Annotated in this window: 15 protein-coding genes; 7 read left to right on the plus strand and 8 right to left on the minus strand. The window is 64.9% G+C overall.

Annotated features, from left to right (window positions below; all coding sequences use genetic code 11):
* Nucleotide 1: 1 nt before the first annotated feature.
* From KUV26_RS00865 to KUV26_RS00875, 3 genes are all read right to left on the minus strand, one after another.
* Nucleotides 2-970 (minus strand): LuxR C-terminal-related transcriptional regulator, encoded by a 969-nt coding sequence (locus KUV26_RS00865; RefSeq protein WP_222502262.1) that lies wholly within the window; start codon nucleotides 968-970, stop codon nucleotides 2-4.
* Nucleotides 971-1,038: 68 nt separating this feature from the next.
* Entirely contained in the window at nucleotides 1,039-1,683 is a 645-nt protein-coding gene (locus KUV26_RS00870; RefSeq protein WP_222507022.1) for a response regulator transcription factor, read from the minus strand.
* Between the two features lie 64 nt (nucleotides 1,684-1,747).
* A complete protein-coding gene (locus tag KUV26_RS00875; RefSeq protein WP_222507023.1) occupies nucleotides 1,748-3,175 on the minus strand; it encodes a cache domain-containing protein in 1,428 nt (475 codons plus the stop codon).
* 281 nt (nucleotides 3,176-3,456) lie between these two features.
* On the opposite strand from KUV26_RS00875, the gene KUV26_RS00880 reads away from it, so the two are divergent.
* The 3 genes from KUV26_RS00880 (at nucleotide 3,457) to KUV26_RS00890 (ending at nucleotide 7,967) form a co-directional block, all read left to right on the plus strand.
* Nucleotides 3,457-4,539, plus strand: coding sequence for a TRAP transporter substrate-binding protein (locus KUV26_RS00880; protein WP_222502265.1), 1,083 nt, complete (start codon nucleotides 3,457-3,459; stop codon nucleotides 4,537-4,539).
* Between the two features lie 131 nt (nucleotides 4,540-4,670).
* On the plus strand, nucleotides 4,671-5,597 hold the full coding sequence (locus KUV26_RS00885) for a TRAP transporter small permease subunit (RefSeq protein ID WP_222502266.1): 927 nt from the start codon (nucleotides 4,671-4,673) through the stop codon (nucleotides 5,595-5,597).
* Nucleotides 5,598-5,612: 15 nt separating this feature from the next.
* Nucleotides 5,613-7,967 carry a TRAP transporter large permease subunit gene (locus KUV26_RS00890; protein ID WP_222507024.1) on the plus strand — a complete coding sequence of 785 codons (2,355 nt, stop codon included), beginning with the start codon at nucleotides 5,613-5,615 and terminating at the stop codon, nucleotides 7,965-7,967.
* A 178-nt stretch (nucleotides 7,968-8,145) separates the two neighbouring features.
* Here KUV26_RS00890 and KUV26_RS00895 read toward each other — a convergent pair whose 3' ends face one another.
* The 4 genes from KUV26_RS00895 to KUV26_RS00910 form a co-directional block, all read right to left on the minus strand.
* Nucleotides 8,146-8,529: a VOC family protein gene (locus KUV26_RS00895; protein ID WP_222507025.1), complete on the minus strand. Its 384-nt coding sequence runs from the start codon at nucleotides 8,527-8,529 to the stop codon at nucleotides 8,146-8,148.
* Nucleotides 8,529-9,353, minus strand: a complete 825-nt coding sequence (locus KUV26_RS00900) for an arginyltransferase (protein ID WP_222507026.1) — start codon at nucleotides 9,351-9,353, stop codon at nucleotides 8,529-8,531. Before KUV26_RS00900 ends, KUV26_RS00895 begins: the two co-directional genes overlap by 1 nt.
* A 130-nt stretch (nucleotides 9,354-9,483) precedes the next feature.
* On the minus strand, nucleotides 9,484-9,915 hold the full coding sequence (locus KUV26_RS00905; RefSeq protein ID WP_222507027.1) for an RDD family protein: 432 nt from the start codon (nucleotides 9,913-9,915) through the stop codon (nucleotides 9,484-9,486).
* Between the two features lie 72 nt (nucleotides 9,916-9,987).
* On the minus strand, nucleotides 9,988-10,443 hold the full coding sequence (locus KUV26_RS00910) for a DUF2852 domain-containing protein (RefSeq protein ID WP_222502271.1): 456 nt from the start codon (nucleotides 10,441-10,443) through the stop codon (nucleotides 9,988-9,990).
* Between the two features lie 475 nt (nucleotides 10,444-10,918).
* On the opposite strand from KUV26_RS00910, the gene KUV26_RS00915 reads away from it, so the two are divergent.
* A complete protein-coding gene (locus KUV26_RS00915) occupies nucleotides 10,919-13,726 on the plus strand; it encodes a glutamine-synthetase adenylyltransferase (protein ID WP_222507028.1) in 2,808 nt (935 codons plus the stop codon).
* Complete coding sequence (locus KUV26_RS00920) at nucleotides 13,707-13,979, plus strand: hypothetical protein (protein WP_222502273.1); 273 nt, start codon at nucleotides 13,707-13,709, stop codon at nucleotides 13,977-13,979. The genes KUV26_RS00915 and KUV26_RS00920 overlap by 20 nt, the downstream gene beginning before the upstream one ends.
* Nucleotides 13,980-14,040: 61 nt before the next feature.
* On the opposite strand, the gene KUV26_RS00925 is transcribed toward KUV26_RS00920, so the two are convergent.
* Nucleotides 14,041-15,171, minus strand: coding sequence for a WD40/YVTN/BNR-like repeat-containing protein (locus KUV26_RS00925; protein WP_222507029.1), 1,131 nt, complete (start codon nucleotides 15,169-15,171; stop codon nucleotides 14,041-14,043).
* Nucleotides 15,172-15,415: 244 nt separating this feature from the next.
* On the opposite strand from KUV26_RS00925, the gene KUV26_RS00930 reads away from it, so the two are divergent.
* Together KUV26_RS00930 and KUV26_RS00935 are read left to right on the plus strand one after the other, a co-directional pair.
* A complete protein-coding gene (locus KUV26_RS00930; protein WP_222502275.1) occupies nucleotides 15,416-16,084 on the plus strand; it encodes a DUF6778 family protein in 669 nt (222 codons plus the stop codon).
* A gap of 83 nt (nucleotides 16,085-16,167) precedes the next feature.
* Nucleotides 16,168-17,382: an RSP_2647 family RNA methyltransferase gene (locus KUV26_RS00935; RefSeq protein WP_222507030.1), complete on the plus strand. Its 1,215-nt coding sequence runs from the start codon at nucleotides 16,168-16,170 to the stop codon at nucleotides 17,380-17,382.
* The last annotated feature ends 2 nt before the right edge of the window (nucleotides 17,383-17,384 follow it).

The following is a 17,384-nucleotide window of genomic DNA, read 5'->3' on the forward strand; positions in this document are numbered from 1 at the left end:
GCTACTCCGCCGAACTCAGCGCAATCAGGTGCTGGCGCAGGTTTTCGCGCCGGCTCAGCCCCAGTTTCTGGCGGATGTTGTTGCGGTGAAAATCGATGGTGCTGGTCCCGCGCCCCAGGGTGGCGGCGATCTCCTTGGTGGTGCGGCCCATCATGATCAGCTGCATGATCTCGGTTTCCGCAGGCGTCAGCCGTTCCAGCGTCTGCGCCAGCTTGGACGAGAGCGCCGAGGTGATGTTCTTCAGATTGTCCTCGATCATCATCAGATAGGCGCTCTGCAGTTCGCGGCCGGCATCCAGATGCCGCAGCTTGGCCACGTAGGGCAGCACCATTCCCTTGATCTGCTGCACGATCTGCTGCTCGCTTTCGTGGCGGGAGGCCTCCACATTGTCGATCAGCACCCGCAGCGCGGTATTGGCTTCCTCCAGCGCCTTGGTGCGGCGCCTGATGGTGTCTTCGCGGGCGCGCACGGTCTCGCGCAGCTCTGCCTGGGCCTGTTTGCGCTGGGCCACTTCCAGCAGCAGCGCCAGGTCGCCTTCGACCACCCGGCAGAACTCCTGCAGCCCTTTGCGGAACATCAGGGCGCGGTTGTTGCGCCGCGTGTCGAGAACGCAGATGGTGCCATAGACTTCACCGTCCGGCCATTTGATCGGATAGCCGATGTAAAAGGACATGGCGTGCTCCATGTCCTCATTGTTCTGCCAGCGCGGGTCGCATTGCGCGTCCTCGACCACCAGTTCGCCGTCGTTTTCAAAGACGCCGAAGCAATAGAGCTTTTCGTTCAGCCGGTATTTGCGGCCGGGGTAATAGGGATTGTTTTCCGCGGTATTGGAGACTTTGACGCGATGATCCAGATCCACCGTCGCCATGATCAGCGCTGCCGGAACATCGGTCAGTTCCGCCACCAGATCCACCACCCGCTGCCATTTGGCCTGGGTTTCCGGCGGGATCGGCGGTTTGTCGATGGTCATGGCGCAGCTCCTCGGCCCGAAGGCTAGGGCAGGGGCCAAGGATCGCAAAGACAATTCTGAAGGAGGTGTCAGAACCCGGCGCCGGTGCCCTGAAGCACGCCATGCTCAAGCGCATAGCGGGTGAGGCCGGCAGTGGAGGAAATGCCCAGCTTGCGTTTGATGTTCTTGCGGTGGGTCTCGACAGTCCTAACCGAGATATCAAGCGTTTGCGCGACTTCCTTGTTGGATTTGCCTTGTGCCAGCTCCAGCAGGATCGTCTGCTCCCGCCCGGTGAGCGCCTCGCGGGTGTCGCCAGCCTTGGGCTTGAGCGATCCGGCGGCACCGGTGCAGAGGTAGGTCTTGCCCTTCATCACCGCGTCAATGGCCTGCTTGATTTCCTCCGTCGGCACGTCTTTCAGAACATAGCCCATGGCGCCATGGCTGAGCGCGGTGGAGATATATTCGGCACTGTCATGCATCGACAGGATCAGGATGCGCGTGCCGGGGTGTTCTTCGAGAATGATCTCGGTGGCGCTGAGGCCGCCGAGCTTGGGCATGTTGAGGTCCATCAGCACCACATCCGGCCGCAGCGCCGCCATCCGCTCCACCGCGTCGCGCCCGTCAGTCAGGGAGCCGACGACCTCGATGTCATCATAGCTTTCAAGGATCGATTGGATGCCTTCGGCCACCATAGGGTGGTCATCCACGATCAGTACTTTCACCGGATCCGCCATCATCCCCCCAACGGCAGTTGTCGTTCATTCAATAGGCCGCGCAGGCCGCCGCATCCTCCCCCGGTCACGGCAATTGCACCGGTGTCCCTTCCTCGCCCGGCGGCAGCAGGTGGCTCAGAGGCAGGCTTGCCTCGATCACGGTGCCGCTTTGGGTGCCCCGTGATGACAGAATGCGCAAGGTTCCGTCAAGCTGCTCGATCCGCTCCTGCATGTTACGCAGGCCGATCCCCGGCCCGCTGCGGGCATCGCGCGGCGGCAGGCCGCGGCCGTTGTCGGAGATCCGCATGGTGGCGCCGCGGGTGTGGCCGCGCAGGTCGATGCTGACCTTGGTGGCTTCCGCGTGGCGCTCGATGTTGGTCAGTGCTTCCTGGGCGATGCGGTAGAGCGCGATCTTGGAATCCTGATCCAGCCGGTTGCGGAACACCACGGTGGAAAACTCGGTGTCAATTCCGGTGCGGACGGCGAAATCGTCGGTCAGCGCCTTCAGCGCCGGTCCCAGGCCCAGGTCGTCCAGCACGCCAGGGCGCAGGTCGCGGCTGATCCGGCGCACCTCGGTGATCGCGGTCAGCAGGTTTTCGGTGCCCTTCTCCAGCGGTGCTGCCGCACCCTCTCCGTCGCCGCGCGCCAGGCGGCGGCGGGCGTTGTCCAGAGCATAGCGGACACCCACCAGCAACTGGCTGATTCCGTCATGCAGCTCCCGCGCCACCCGGCCGCGCTCTTCCTCCTGTGCGTCGAACACCCGCTGGGTCAGCTCCTTCAGCTTGGCATCCGCCAGCCGCCGTTCGCGGATGTTCAGGAACATGCCGGAGGCAAAAACCAGCGCCAGCGAAATCAGGGTGATGCCGCCGATGTACAGGAAGGTGCGCTGCACCCGCGCCTCCACTTCGGCGCGCGAGGCCGCCACGGTCGCCAGCACATCGTCGATGAAAACGCCGGTGCCGATCGCCCATTGCCAGTCCTGCAGGCCCAGCACATAGGCGATCATCTGCGCTTCTTCGCCGGTCGAGGGTTTCTGCCAGGTGAAGCTGTGCCAGCCGGCCCCGTCGCGGGCGAGGCGGATGAACTCATCCACCACCGGCACGCCGGCACTGTCGGTGAGGCCCGCCCAGTTGCGGTTGATGTATTCGGTCTGCCGCGGGCTCACCAGATTGGTGCCGTCGTAGTCGTAGACGAAAAAGAACCCGTCCTTGCCGTAGATCATCGCGCTGAGAATCTGGGTCACCTGCTCCTTGGCCTGCGCATCATCGGGCGCTGCCAGGCCGTAGATGTGGGCAAACCCGTTGCGCGCCTGGGTGACGTAATTGCGCAGTTCCGCTTTTTTGGCCTCCAGCAGCTGGAGTTCCAGCGCTTGGATCTCGCGCTCCGCCAGGGCGCGGGACTGATAACCCACCACCAGCGCAATCGCGGTGCCCGCCACGATCAGCGGCAGGGTCATCAGAAGCGACAGCTTTTGCGCGTAGTCAGGGCGCAGCAGGGAGCGGAACAGGCGCATTGGCACTCCGTCGGAATTGGTAAGATTCGTGTACCGAATCATTGCCCGGCCGCCCAGAAGAATCAAAGGGGGCAGGATGGTTTGCACCTTGGGCGGGTGTTTCAGTTTTTATGTTCAAGTCAAAAATGCGCAACATTTGCTGTCAAACCCGGCAAAAACGTCCCGTTCTACGCAGTAGTAGGTATTCACATAAAATCCGCTGCCGCTAGGCTGACCGCACTCGAACCGATCCGCCCGGGAGACCTTCCGGGCAATCCGAATGATAATGGGAGGAATAATTTATGGATCGCCGTTCTTTCTTGAAAACGTCCGCACTGGGCGGCTCCGCCGCAGCAGCCGGCACTCTGGCTGCACCGGCTTATGCCCAGGGCAACCGCACCCTGACCATGGTGACCACCTGGGGCCGCGGCCTGGCGGGCGTGCATGATTCCGCGCAGTTCGTTGCCGACGCCATTACCTCCATGTCCGATGGCTCGCTGACCATCGACCTGAAAGCCGCAGGCGAACTGGTCGGCGCGTTCGAAGTGTTCGACGCCGTGACCGCAGGCCAGGCTGACATGTACCACGCCGCCGACTACTACTTCGTCAGCCAGCATCCGGGCTACGCCTATTTCACCGCCGTGCCGTTCGGCATGACCCCGCAGGAAATCACCAACTGGTACTACCACGGCGAAGGCCAGGCGCTGCATGACGAACTGGGCCAGATTTTCGGCCTCAAGTCCTTCATCGGCGGCAACACCGGCCCGCAGTCCGGCGGCTGGTTCAACAAGGAAATCAAAGGCCCCGAGGACTTCAATGGCCTCAAGTTCCGGATGCCGGGCCTGGGCGGCAAGGCGCTGGGCAAACTGGGCGCCTCCGTTCAGAACATCCCGGGCTCCGAAGTGTATCAGGCGCTGTCCTCCGGCGCGATCGACGGCACCGAATGGATCGGCCCCTGGGCCGACGAGAAGGCCGGTTTCCAGGAAATCACCAAGACCTACTACACCGCGGGCTTCCACGAGCCGGGTGCGGCACTGTCGGTTGCCACCAACCGCGAAGTGTTCGAGAGCCTGTCGCCTGCGCACCAGAAGATCATCGAGATGGCATCGGCTGCCGGCCACCAGTGGAGCCTGGCGCAGTTCATGAACAACAACGGTGCAGCGCTGCAGCGCCTGCAGTCCGGCGGCGTGAAGACCCTGGAATTCCCGGACAGCGTCTGGGACGCCTTCGGCCAGGCCACCAAGGAAACCCTGGACGAGTTCATGGGCGACGAGCTGTTCGCAAAAATCCGCGGCAGCGTCGAAGCATCTATGAAAGCCTCCTCCGGCTGGATCACCAAGTCCGAAGGCGCCTACCGCACTCAGCGCGACCGCGTCCTGGGCTGAACCGCCTGACCGGCATCAACCGGATCCCCCGCCGCTGTGCGGGGGATCCCTTTCCAGTTGCGTGACGCGGGCAACGGCCGGCCATAGGGCCGTGCGCCGGACCCGCCGCAGCAAAGACCCCCGGGGGAAACATGCAGGAAGAGAGTGGCCTCACCTTCTTCGGCGCCATAGCGGGCGGATTGCTCTGGCTTGTCCAGAACATCGCCGGCGCCTTTTATAATTTCGGCTATGCCGTCACCCATCCGCAGCTCTGGCTTGACTGGTCCGACAAGGCCTCGATCATGCGCTTCGTCTACTACGGCGGCTCGGTCGAGTTCTTCTTTGTCGTCTTCACCGCCTTCCTGGTGCTGACCGCCATCGGCATCTACTTCCGCGGTTTCATGTGGGGCATGGTCCGCGGGCTGGAGGGGCTGGCCAACATCACCGGCCGCTTCTTTGCCTGGGCGGGCCTGCTGATGGTTCTGCAGCAGATCATCATCGTCTTCATGCAGCGGGTGTTTGCCCGGCCCGACATCAGCTTCGGGTTCGGCATTCCGTTCAGCCAGGACATCAGCTGGTTTGCCGAGGAACTGAAGTTCTACAATGCCCTGGTGGTCTGCCTTTGCGTGACCTACACCTTCGTGCAGGGCGGCCATGTGCGGGTGGACTTGATCTATTCCGGCATCAGCTTCCGCGCCAAGCGGGTGGTCGACATGCTCGGCTCGCTACTGTTCATGATGCCCGCCGCGGTGCTGACATGGATGTACGGCTGGTTCTTCCTGTGGCGCCACCTGATCGTGCCGAAACCGTCGGCCTCGGACACGCTCGACCGGCTGGTGATGAAATCCCGCGCCCTGCGCTGGAACGTGGAAACGATCGGCTTCAGCCCCAACGGGTTCAACGCCTACTTCCTGTTCAAGATCCTCCTGATCGCCTTTGCAGGTCTCGTGTTCCTGCACGCCATCGCCTTCTTCTACCGCTCGTACCTCGAGTTCGTCGAAGGCCCCGGCAGCGAAAACAAATACCTCGACAAGGACAGTCTTGGAGAGGGTGAAGAAGCCTACGAAGGCACGCACTAAAGGGACGTCGGAAACATGCTATTTGGACTTGATGGCGTCGAAATCGGCCTGCTCATCGTATTTTTCTGCCTCTTCGGGGGCATTCTCTCCGGCTTTCCGGTGGCCTTTGCCATCGGCGGCGCCGGGATCATCTCCTTCGGGATCATCGCCGCGCTGGATAGCGCCGGCATCCTGATCCACCAGGCCATCGACACCTCGTCGCAGGCCTACCGGGACCTGGTGGGCTCGGGCGTCAGGCCCGACAAGATATCCACCTTCCGCTATCCGGATCTGCCAAGGGTGGCCGAAGCCGTGTTCCCGCTCGGATGGGAAACCGCGCTGGACCGCAACATTTCCTTCATCGTCAACCGGATGAACGAGCGGGTGCTGGCGGGCGCGTCGATTGAAACCCTTCTGGCGGTGCTGATGTTCGTGCTGATGGGCATCACCCTGGAGCGCTCCAAGATCGCCAACGACCTGCTGACCACCATGGCACGCGTCTTCGGGCCGCTGCCGGGCGGCCTGGCGGTGTCGATCGTGGTCGTGGGCGCCTTCCTGGCGGCCTCCACCGGCATCGTCGGCGCCACCGTGGTGACCATGGGCCTCTTGGCCCTGCCCACCATGCTGCGCAACAACTACTCGCCGGAGCTGGCGACCGGCGTGATCGCCGCCTCCGGCACGCTGGGGCAGATCATCCCGCCGTCGATCGTGATCGTTCTTCTGGGCACCCTGGCAGGCGACCTTTATTCCACTGCGCAGGAAACCCGCGCGATGGAGGCAGGCTGCTCCGATGCGCTTACCTATCTGGGCGAACCTGCGGTGGTCTCGGTCGGCACCCTGTTCCAGGCGGCACTGCTGCCGGGCATCCTGCTGGCGATCCTCTATGCCACCTATGCCTTCGGCTATGCGCTGCTGAACCCGCACAAGGCGCCCGCCGTGACGCTGGAAGGCGGCACCGGCGAGGTGATCACCCGCAACGAAGGGCTGATCTGGTTCCTGGGCGTGCCTGCGGCGCTGATCGGCGGCGCGGTCCTGCTCTCCAGCTTCAACGTGATCGGCAGCCAGAACATCACCGTCTCCACCTTCTCGGACGCCGGTGAAACCGCATCGCTGCGCACCAATGTCGGCGCGGACTGCAAGGCGGCAATGATCGACTTGCACGGGCAGGACGCCTGGGATGCCGCAGTGGAAGAGCAGAAGGCCATCAACGCGGCGGGGGGCGTGGCCCTGGCCAAGCGGCTGAGCGACGAGGAAATCGTCGCTGCCCGGGAGGCCAAGATCGCTGCTGCTGCACCCATCGGCACCGGCATTACCGTGATCATGGTCCTGCTCGGGCTGGTGCTGACCTTTGGCCGCGGCGTCGCGCCCTCGCGCGATCCCAAGCCGCTGATCCTGGGCGCCATCGGCATCCTGCTGATCGCACTGGTGGATCTGGCGGCGATTGCGCCGACCACCTCTGCCGGGATCACGGTGCTGTGGATCGCGCTGCCGCTGCTGCTGGCGCTTTACGGCTGCCGCGAGGCTGCCGCGCGCTGTGCCGGAAACGACCTGATCCGGGTGGTGTTCCCGCCGCTGGTGCTGATTGTTGCGGTGCTGGGTTCGATCCTCGGCGGCATCACCAACCCCACGCCGGCTGCGGCGCTCGGCGCGGGCGGTGCCATCATGCTGGCGGCCTACCGCAAGCTGCAGGACGAGGGTAAATCGGGCAGGATCATCATCTGGTCCACCTTTGCCGTCATGCTCTGCATCCTGATCGGCATGAACTTCGACCTGCGCATTAACCAGGGCGGGCTGACGGCGGAGACCATCATCGCCTTCGGCGTGGCCTATGCGATGTATCTCTATGCTCTGTTCGGTCTGCTCTATGGCTGCTGGGTCCTGTTCCGCTCCGGCGTGCTGACCCCGGTGGTGCGGGAAACCGCCAAGGTGACCTCGATGGTCTTCACCATCCTGATCGGCTCGCAGCTGCTGAACCTGGTGGTGATCTCCTTCGGCGGCGAGCACTACATCCAGCAGTTCCTGAAGAGCTTCGACAACGAGATGACGGTCTTCCTGATCGTGATGCTGGTGCTGTTCTTCCTGGGCTTCGTGCTGGACTTCCTGGAGATCATCTACATCGTGATCCCGATCGTGGGCCCGGTGATCTATGGCGGATCGTTCGATCCGAAATGGGTGACCATCATGGTGGCGGTGAACCTGCAGACCTCGTTCCTGACACCGCCGTTCGGATTCGCGCTGTTCTACCTGCGCGGGGTGGCGCCGAAGGAGGTCACGACGGCCCATATTTACCGCGGGATCGTGCCCTTCGTGCTGATCCAGGTGGTGGGTATCGGCATCCTCTGGGCATTCCCGTCGATTGTCACCATCGTGCCGGCGCTGATCCCGAACTGATCCGGGCGGCAGGACAAGAAACGAAGAGGGGCCCCAAGCGGGCCCCTTTCCATATCTGAACCGGGCAGGGGTTCTGCCCCGCAGGCAGGGATGAAGGAGGGGCGCTGCCCCTCTGCGCGCGGCGCGCGCATTCACCTCGGAGTATTTTCGGAAAGATGAAAAGGGGGCGGCGCGGGCCTCAGGCGAACTGGATCAGGTCCCAGCGGTTGCCGAAAGGATCGCGCCACACGGCGACGGTGCCATAGGGCTCATGCCGCGGCTCTTCCTCGAAGATCACTCCCTTGGCCAGCATCGCGGCATGATCGCGGGCGAAATCGTCAGTGGCGAGGAACAGGCCGACGCGGCCGCCGAACTGATTGCCGATCACAGCCTCCTGCGCCGCCCCTTCGGCGCGGGCCAGGATCAGGCTGCCCTGCTGCGCCCCGGGCGGCAGGATCCGAACCCAGCGCTTGCGGCCCTGGTCCACATCCTCTGCCAGCTGCCAGCCCAGCTGGCCGCAGTAAAATGCGATGGCGGCGTCATACTCCGGCACCACCAGCGACACGGCGTGGATGTACTGCATCAGCGCTTCTTGTGGATCGGATGCTCGGGCAGCTGGATGTTAGCGACCTGTTCGGCAATCGGGTCGGTCGACAGAGGGTGGCTGGCGGTCTCGAACTGCGCCGGGTCGGTCATCTTCTTCCATTCGCTCTGGTGATAGATTTCCAGACCCGAGAATTTGGCCTTGTAGCCCATCTTCTGGCTGCCGGGCACCCAGTAGCCGAGATAGACGTAAGGCAGCCCGGCCTCCTGCGCGATCTTGATATGGTCGAGGATCATGAAGGTTCCGAGCGAGTCCTGCGGCCGGTCCGGGGCGTAGAAGGAGTAGACCATGCTCAAGCCGTCCTCCAGCACATCGGTCAGAGACACAGCGGTCAGGTTGCTGCTGCCCGGCGCCGCATATTCCACCACCCGGCTGCGCACCGGGGTTTCCTCGATCATCGCAGCGTATTCGAACACATCCATGTCGGCCATGCCGCCGTCGGCATGCCTGCTGTCCAAGTAGCTGCGGAACAGGGCAAACTGGTCCTCGGTCGCCCAGGGCGAGGTGGCCCGACGCTCCAGATGCGCGTTGCGTTTGAGCGTGCGTTTCTGGCTGCGGCTGGGGCTGAAGGCCGCCACGTCGATCCGCGCCGACAGGCAGGCCGAACATTCCGAGCAGGACGGCCGGTAGAGCACATTCTGCGACCGGCGGAACCCCTGCTGGCTGAGGCTGTTGTTCAGCTGATCGACCCCGTCGCCCTGCAGCGCGGTGAACAGCTTGCGCTCCATCCGGCCCTCCAGATAGGGGCAGGGCTGCGGCGCAGTCACATAGAACTGCGGAGCAATGGGAAGAGTATGGCGCATCGGAACCCGTCAGCAGTTTCGCGGAACAGGCGGAACAGATCGCCTGCGGTCCCTTGGATGATAGCAACGCGGTTCCGGTGCGCCAAGCGGTCTTGTGGAAAATGGTTTAACGCTGTCTTGCCGGATTGGTTCAAACCCGCCGGTTCAGCATCACCGTGCCCAGGAAGTGGTCCGTCAGGCCCTGGCCGCGCGACGAGGTCAGCATCAGGATGACCGAGATCACCTGCAGAACCGGCAGCGCCAGCGACAGCGTATAACCGGCGGTGTGCAGGGCTGCCATGCCGCTGTCCATCCGGCGGCCTTCGCCGTCGCGCAGTTCGATACCCGCAAAACGCATGCCCCAGGTGGCGGAGCCGTTGGCGATGGTCACGGTCCGGTAGGCAAAGCCCACCGCCAGATACAGCAGCGGCCAGATCAAAAGTCCGGTGAAGGCGGTCAGCACCACGGCGCCGGCGCTGAGGGCAAAGATCAGGATGCTGTCGATAATCCAGGCGATCAGGCGCTTGGCGGGAACAGACGCATAGAATTCTGCCTGGTAGTCGGGATCGGGCAGGGCGGTCATCAAAGGGTCCTTTGCTGATAGGGTGCGGGGGAAGCCCCGCCTGGAGGGCGGGGCGGCCGGAGAGGGCTGGGATCAGTGGCGCTTGGGTTCGCCCTGGTCTTCGCCGCCGTCCTCCGGGTCTTCGCTGGCGGCGGCGCGGGCGCGCTCATTCATGAATTCGTCGAATTCGGCCTTGTCCTTAGCCTCGCGCAGGCGCTGCAGGAAGGCCTCGAAGTCATGCTGCTCCTGCTCCAGGCGGTGCAGGGTGTCGGCCTTGTAGGCGTCAAAGGCGCTGTTGCCCGAGGGTTTCATCGCCGAGTAGCCATGGCGGGCCCAGGACTTGCGGTGGCGGCAGGAGGATTTGCTGAACATGCGTTTGCTCCAGATCATGTAGAAGAGAAGGGCCAGGCCAACCGGCCAGAAGAACACAAAGCCCAGCACCATGGCGGCGATCCAGGCGCCCTTGCCCTTGCTGTCCAGCCAGGCTTCGCTGCGGGAAAACCAGCCCTGTACCGGGGCGGCAGGGGCGGTCGGGGTAAAACTCGTCATCGGGGTCCTCCAGGTTGCGGGTGAATGTAAATCCTTTTCACATGACTGCATATCGGAAGCGGTCCGGATGCTTTCAAGACCCCATGTAAATCTTTTTCACATTTTCCGCCGGCGCGCCGCGGACCCGCAGGCCTTGCGGAACCAAGGACCCACTGGAAGGCGCACTTGCACCGGGGAAAGGGGATGTCGAGGGAGAGGCGCGGTTATGCTCCGGTTGCGATGCCGGGAGGGGCGGTTGCAACGGAGGCGCCTCCGCTGCCGGGACCTGTCCGAAACAAAGACAGATCCGAGCGTCCCTTAAACAAATCACTCTTTACGCCGAAACAGCTCCGTAACGGGAGCATAACCGTGACGTTAACATTACCTTGAAAGTCGATCTTTACCTATTCGGGTATTCCTGACCCAGCGTAAGCTTGTGCGGCGGCGCGGCAATTCGGCCATTGACGCGCCCCGGCCCCCGGCACAGTCTCAGCTCATGACATCCGGCCTGACGATCACCCGCATTCCCCGCCCTTATGACCCGGACCTGGGCGCCGAGGCGCGCGCCCAGGTGCCGGGGCTGTCCGGCGATCAGGCGGCACTGGTGGCGGGCGCCTGCGGCTCCAGCCCCTACCTGAAGGAACTCACCGCACGCGAGGCGGACTGGCTGCCGGAGGCGCTGCACGATCCTGACGCGGCACTGCAGCAGGTTTTCGCGGAGTGCCGCCGCCTGGAGGCAGCACAGCTGAAGCCCGGATTGCGGCAGGCCAAGCGGAGGCTGGCGCTGCTGACCGCGCTCTGCGACCTCTCGGGCGGCTGGAGCCTGGAGCAGGTGACCGGGGCGCTGACCGATTTCGGGGCGCTGTGCGCCGATGTGGCCATCAAGGCGGAAATCGCCAGTCTGATCCGCCGAAAAAAGCTGCCGGGCCTGACCGAGGATGACGCGGAGACTGCGGGCGGACTCACCATCCTGGCGATGGGCAAGATGGGCGCGCATGAGCTGAACTACAGCTCCGACATCGACCTCATCTGCCTGTTCGACGAAACCCGCTTTGACCCGGATGACTTCTACGAGGCGCGCCAGGGCATGGTGCGCGCGACCAAGAACATGTGCGCAGCGCTCAGCGACCGGACCGGCGACGGCTATGTGTTCCGCACCGACCTGCGGCTGCGCCCGGACCCGGCGGTGACCCCCGTCTGCCTGGCGATGGAAGCGGCGGAGCGGTATTACGAAAGCCTGGGCCGCACCTGGGAGCGCGCGGCCTATATCAAGGCGTGCCCCTGCGCCGGCGACATCGGCGCGGGGGAGCGGTTCCTGAACACGCTGCGCCCTTTCGTCTGGCGGCGGCATCTGGACTTCGCCGCGATCCAGGACGCCCATGACATCCGCCTGCGCATCCGCGAGAACAAGGGCACCGGCGGCGCCCTGCAGGTGCCGGGCCACGATATGAAGCTGGGCCGCGGCGGCATCCGCGAGATTGAGTTCTTCACCCAGACCCGCCAGCTGATCGCGGGCGGGCGCGACGAGAGCCTGCGCCTGCGTGGCACTGTCGAGGGGCTGGCGGCGCTGGCCGGCAAGGGCTGGGTGCCACCGGAGGTGGCCGAAACGCTCAGCGCGCACTACCGCGCCCACCGCGAGGTGGAGCACCGTATCCAGATGGTGCATGACGCCCAGACCCATAGGATGCCGAAATCCGAAGACGGCATCGCCCGTATTGCCTGCCTGATGGACCGCGGCCCGGGCGAGCTGCAGTCCGAAATCAGGGCCCGCCTGGAGGAGGTTCACGAACTGACCGAGGGCTTCTTCTCTCCCGGTGCCGCTCCGGCTCCGGCGCCATTGCCGGAGGAAACCGCCGAACTGGATGGCGCCATAATTGCCCGCTGGCCGACCTATCCGGCGCTGCGCTCGTCGCGCGGCGCCCGCATCTTCGAAGGGCTGAAGCCTGAGCTTTTGTCCCGCGTTGCCAAGACCGCCAAACCGGCGGAAACCCTGCTGGCGCTGGATGGGTTCCTGGCCGGTCTGCCCGCCGGTGTTCAGCTTTTCTCCTTGTTCGGCGCGAACCCCCAGCTGGTCGACCTGCTGATCGACATCGCCGGCACCTCGCGCGAACTGGCCAGTTTCCTGTCGCGGAACTCAAGCGTCTTTGATGCGGTGATCGGCGGCTCTTTCTTTGACCCCTGGCCGGGAACGGACCGGCTGCGGGCAGAATTGAAAGCGCGGCTGGAACAGGAACAGGATTATGAATCCCGGCTCGACGCCACCCGCCGCTGGTGCAAGGAATGGCACTTCCGCATCGGCGTGCATCACCTGCGCGGGCTAATCGACGGCCATCAGGCCGGCGCCCAGTATGCGGAACTGGCGGAAGTGGTGATTGCAGAAATCGTGCCGGAAGTGGTGGCGCATTTCTCCGCGAAACACGGGCCGCCGCCGGGACGCGGCGCGGCGGTCCTGGCGATGGGCTCGATGGGGGCAGGGCAGATCAACTCGCAGTCCGACCTCGACGTGATCGTGATCTACGACCCCGAGGGGGTGGAAATGTCCGACGGCAAGCGCCCGCTGGCCACGCGCCCCTATTTCGCGCGCCTGACCCAGGCCTTTGTCACCGCGCTGTCGGCGCCGATGGCACAGGGCCGTCTCTATGAGGTCGACATGCGCCTGCGGCCCTCCGGCACGCAGGGCCCTGTTGCGGTCAGCCTGGCGGGCTTCACGCTCTACCAGCAGAACGAGGCCTGGGTCTGGGAGCACCTGGCCCTCACCCGCGCCCGCACCATCGCAGGCGATGAAGGCCTGATGGCGGAGATTGAGGCGTTCCGCGCAGGCTTCCTGTCGGAGCCGCGCGAGCGGGGCAAGGTCCTGCGCGAGGTGGCGCAGATGCGCGAGCGGCTGGCGGCTGCCAAAGCGCCCGCGGGCGTCTTTGACGCCAAGAATGGTGGCGGCCGGATGATGGACATTGAACTGCTGTCGCAGGCCGGCGCGCTGACCTCCGGTTCCGCCGCCCGCGATGTGGCCTCGGGCCTTGCGGGCGCTGTCGCTGCAGGGTGGCTGAATGACGCGGATGCAGAATACCTCTCTGCCGCTTACCGGTTATTCTGGTCGGTGCAATGCGCAGCGCGGCTGCTCTCCGGAAAGGCCATTGAGGCCGGCACCATCGGGGAAGGCGGGGCGCAGTTTCTCTGCCGCACCACCGGCTATGCCCGGCTGGAAACGCTGGAGCAGGAGCTGCTGGACCGCTACGGCCGCTGCGCAGCGCTGATAAACGAAACCGTGGAAAGGGAAGCGGCGGATGAAAAAGGGCAGCACTGAACACGACCCGCGCGGTCTGATCTACGAAGCCTACCGGATCGAGGGCATCACCGATGCCCAGTGCCGCAGCATTTTCTTCGACTGGGCGCTGGGCATGGACGCCGCCCGCGACAGCCGCACCGACATTCAGGCGCTGCTGGAGCTCTACGGCAACGGCCAGCCGGAGCATCCGATGACTGCGGTGCTGCGCGACGGTCTGACAGGCGCGGAAAAGCCCCGCCGCCGCGGCGGCTGGCGCTCGCGCGACCGCTGAGACGCCACAGGCAAGCAGAGCACCGCCGGGCGCCGTCGGCCAGCCGCCGCCGGCGCTTGTTTCAGCGGTTCAGAGTTTCCACGGACAGGATCGTCGGCAGGTGCCGGGCGATCTCGCACCAGCTTTGGCCTTCGTCGAAGCTCGCGAAGACAGAGCCCGTATTGGTTCCGAAATAGACCCCTGCCGAGGCATCGGTGGCCATGGCCTGGCGCAGCACGGTGAAGAAACATGCCCCCTGCGGCAGCCCGTCCCGCATGGCCTGCCAGGTTCTGCCGCCATCGGCCGACTTCCAGACCGCCGCTGACGCATCCGGCGGAAACCGCCCGTCGGCGTCGCCGTTCAGCGGCAGCACCCAGACCGTATCCGGGTCGTCAGGATGCACCGCGATCGGGAAGCCGAAGGTGGAGGGCAGCCCGGCAGTAATGTCACTCCAGGTGCGGCCGCCATCGCTGCTGCGGTAGGTGCCATGGTGGTTCTGCTGGTAGAGCAGATCACCGGGGCCGCGCTGCATGTTGTGAACGCAATGGCCGGTTTCGCCGTTCCGCGGCGCGGCAGGGTGATGGTGCTCGGTGCAGACCGTGTCATTGGACAGACGGTTGCGCCGCTCCCAGCTTTTCCCGCCGTCCTCCGTGGCAAAGACCCCCGCGGCGGATATTCCCAGCCACAGCTTGTCCGCATTCTCGGGATCGCTCAGCAGCGTGTGCAGAACCAGCCCGGCCGCGCCGGGGTTCCAGCTTTCGCGCGACGGATGGCCGTCGAGCGCGGCATTTCTATTCCATGTCCTGCCGGCGTCGCTGCTGGACAGAAGCGCAGCCGGTTTGGCGCCGGCATACAGAACGCCATGCGCATAGTGCAGCGACCACACGGATGTGAGATCCCCGAAAGGGACCTCAACGGGTTCCCAGTTGAAGAAGGCCGCGGTTTCCGGATCCGACGCCGCCCATTCATCAATTTGGCCGTTCGACAGCTTGCTGAGCTCCCAGGTCTCACCATCGGCGGAGCGCCAGACCCCCGCACCGGGCCAGTCGCCTCCGCCGCCCGCCCACAGCATGCCGCTGCCGGCGTCGCCGATGACATGATTGATGCACCATCCGTCACAGTGCGGCCCGGAGACGGACCAGCTCCTGCCGTTCGAAGACAGCACAAAGGCGCCCTTTGTCGTGCCGAGAAGAAGTGTCGCGGAGTCTGTCATGATTGCCCCCGGCCCTGAGCATAACACAGGTCCGGCCGATGCCGAACCGGTGGCGGCTGCTGGACGCGCACCGGGTGCCGGCCCTGCCGCCGCAGACAGTAAACGGAGCGTCAACATTCGTTAATTTTTCGCTAAATTGGACGCAAAATGTCCCATTTCTGCCTGCATTGACCGGCACCTTGCCATGGACAGCGCCCTTCGGACCCTCACCCGGCGGTGCTGACCAACGGCGAGGATCTGACCTATGAAGTTTTTCCGCAGAATTGCTCTTGTTGCCCTGGGGCTGACGGTTTCCGCTTGCGCAACGGTGGACGTGCCGTCCCGCAACCTGCCATTCGAGCCGGTGCCAGACGCCGCCATCCGCGTGCCTGACGGCTATGAAGCGCTGCCGCAGACGGACCCGCTGCCTGCATTGCGGATCAGCCGTGTCGCCGTCACCGTGCCGCGCAGCCTCAAGGTCTCGGAATCCAACAGCTACCTGCCCAAGGGAGACATCGTCTGGCGCGAGGACCCCCATGGCGACCGCTATGCCCAGGTGCAGGCAATCGTGCAGGCTGCGATGGAGCAGGGCAGCGCCGGGCTGGACGGGCAGATCGGGGCGCATCTCAGCGTCGAGGTGCAGCGTTTCCACGCACTGACGCAAAAGGCGCGCTATACCACCGGCGGCATTCACGCCATCACCTTCAAGATGCGGCTGACCGATCCCGTCACCGGCGCGCTTCTGCGGCCTGAAAAGGTGATCGAGGCCGATCTCAAGGCCTTTGGCGGCGCCCGCGCTCTGGAAGCCATGGCGCGCGGCCAGACCCAGAAAGTGCGCATCACCGGCCATCTCGCCAGTGTGATCCGTCAGGAGCTGACCAAGCCCGGCAGCTACAAGAACCCCCGCCTAGGCCTGCTGCAGGCGCTGCAGTAAAGGCGGCTGCAAGCGCGAAAGTTCTGAGGAGAGGGGCCACGCGGCCCCTTTTCCTGTTCCGGGCTAACGGATAAGAGGAAGCCATGACAGCCTCCCCAGATGCGCTCCAGCGCCCCCGCGTGAAAATGAAGCCCAAGTCGAACGCCCGCGCCATCCGGCACGGGTTTCCCTGGGTCTATGCCAACGAACTGGTGACCGACCGGCGCACCCGCAAGCTGGCGCCCGGCACCCTGGCGGTGCTGGAGGATGAGGCGCAGCGCCCGCTGGGGCTGGTCTCGGTCAATCCGGACAGCAAGATCATCGCCCGGATGCTCGACCGCGACCCGGACGCGGTGATCGATCAGGCCTGGTTCGCAGCGCGTCTGTCCCGTGCGCTGGAGATGCGAGAACGGCTGTACGATGCGCCTTTCTACCGGCTGGTGCATGCCGAATCCGACGGCCTGCCGGGCGTGGTGATCGACCGGTTCGGCGCGGCCTGCGTGGTGCAGCCCAACGCGGCCTGGGCGGAAGTGCACCTGGACATGCTCACGGCGGCTCTCGCTGAGGTGACCGGCGCAGAGGTGATCCTGAAGAACGCTTCCGGCCGCACCCGCGGCCTGGAAGGGCTGGACGATATGAACCAGACCCTGCTGGGCGAGGCCCCCTGCGCACCGGTGCCGGTTGTGATGAACGGCGCCACCTATATGGCAGACCTCACAGGCGGCCAGAAAACCGGCCTGTTTTTCGATCAGCGCGAAAACCACGCCTTTGCCGCGCGGCTGACCGCACCCGGCGCCAGGGTGCTGGACGTGTTCTCTCACGTCGGCGGCTTTGGCCTTGCGATGCTGGCGGGCGGGGCCGGGCAGGCCACCTGCGTTGACGGTTCCGCCGCCGCGCTGGAACTGGCCGCCCAAGGCGCCGAGGCTGCCGGGTTCAAGGACAAGTTCACAGCCCGTCAGGGCGATGCCTTCGACGTGCTGGCCGCGCTGGGTGAGGAGGGTGAAAGCTTCGATGTGGTGATTTGCGACCCGCCCGCCTTCGCCCCCTCGAAACAGGCGCTGGAGGCCGGCCTGCGCGCCTATGAACGCGTCGCCAAACTGGCCGCGCCGCTGGTGAAACCCGGCGGCTATCTCGGCCTCTGCTCCTGTTCGCATGCGGCGGATCTTGCGAAATTCCGCAATGCCTCGGCCCGCGGCATCGGCAAGGCGGGCCGCCGCGGCGCGCTGATCCACACCGGCTACGCCGGCCCCGACCACCCGCAGCTGCCGCAGCTGGCCGAAAGCGGCTACCTGAAGGCCGTGTTCTTCCGGCTGGACTGACG

The organism is Leisingera daeponensis, from assembly GCF_019801465.1.
Taxonomy (GTDB): domain Bacteria; phylum Pseudomonadota; class Alphaproteobacteria; order Rhodobacterales; family Rhodobacteraceae; genus Leisingera; species Leisingera daeponensis_A.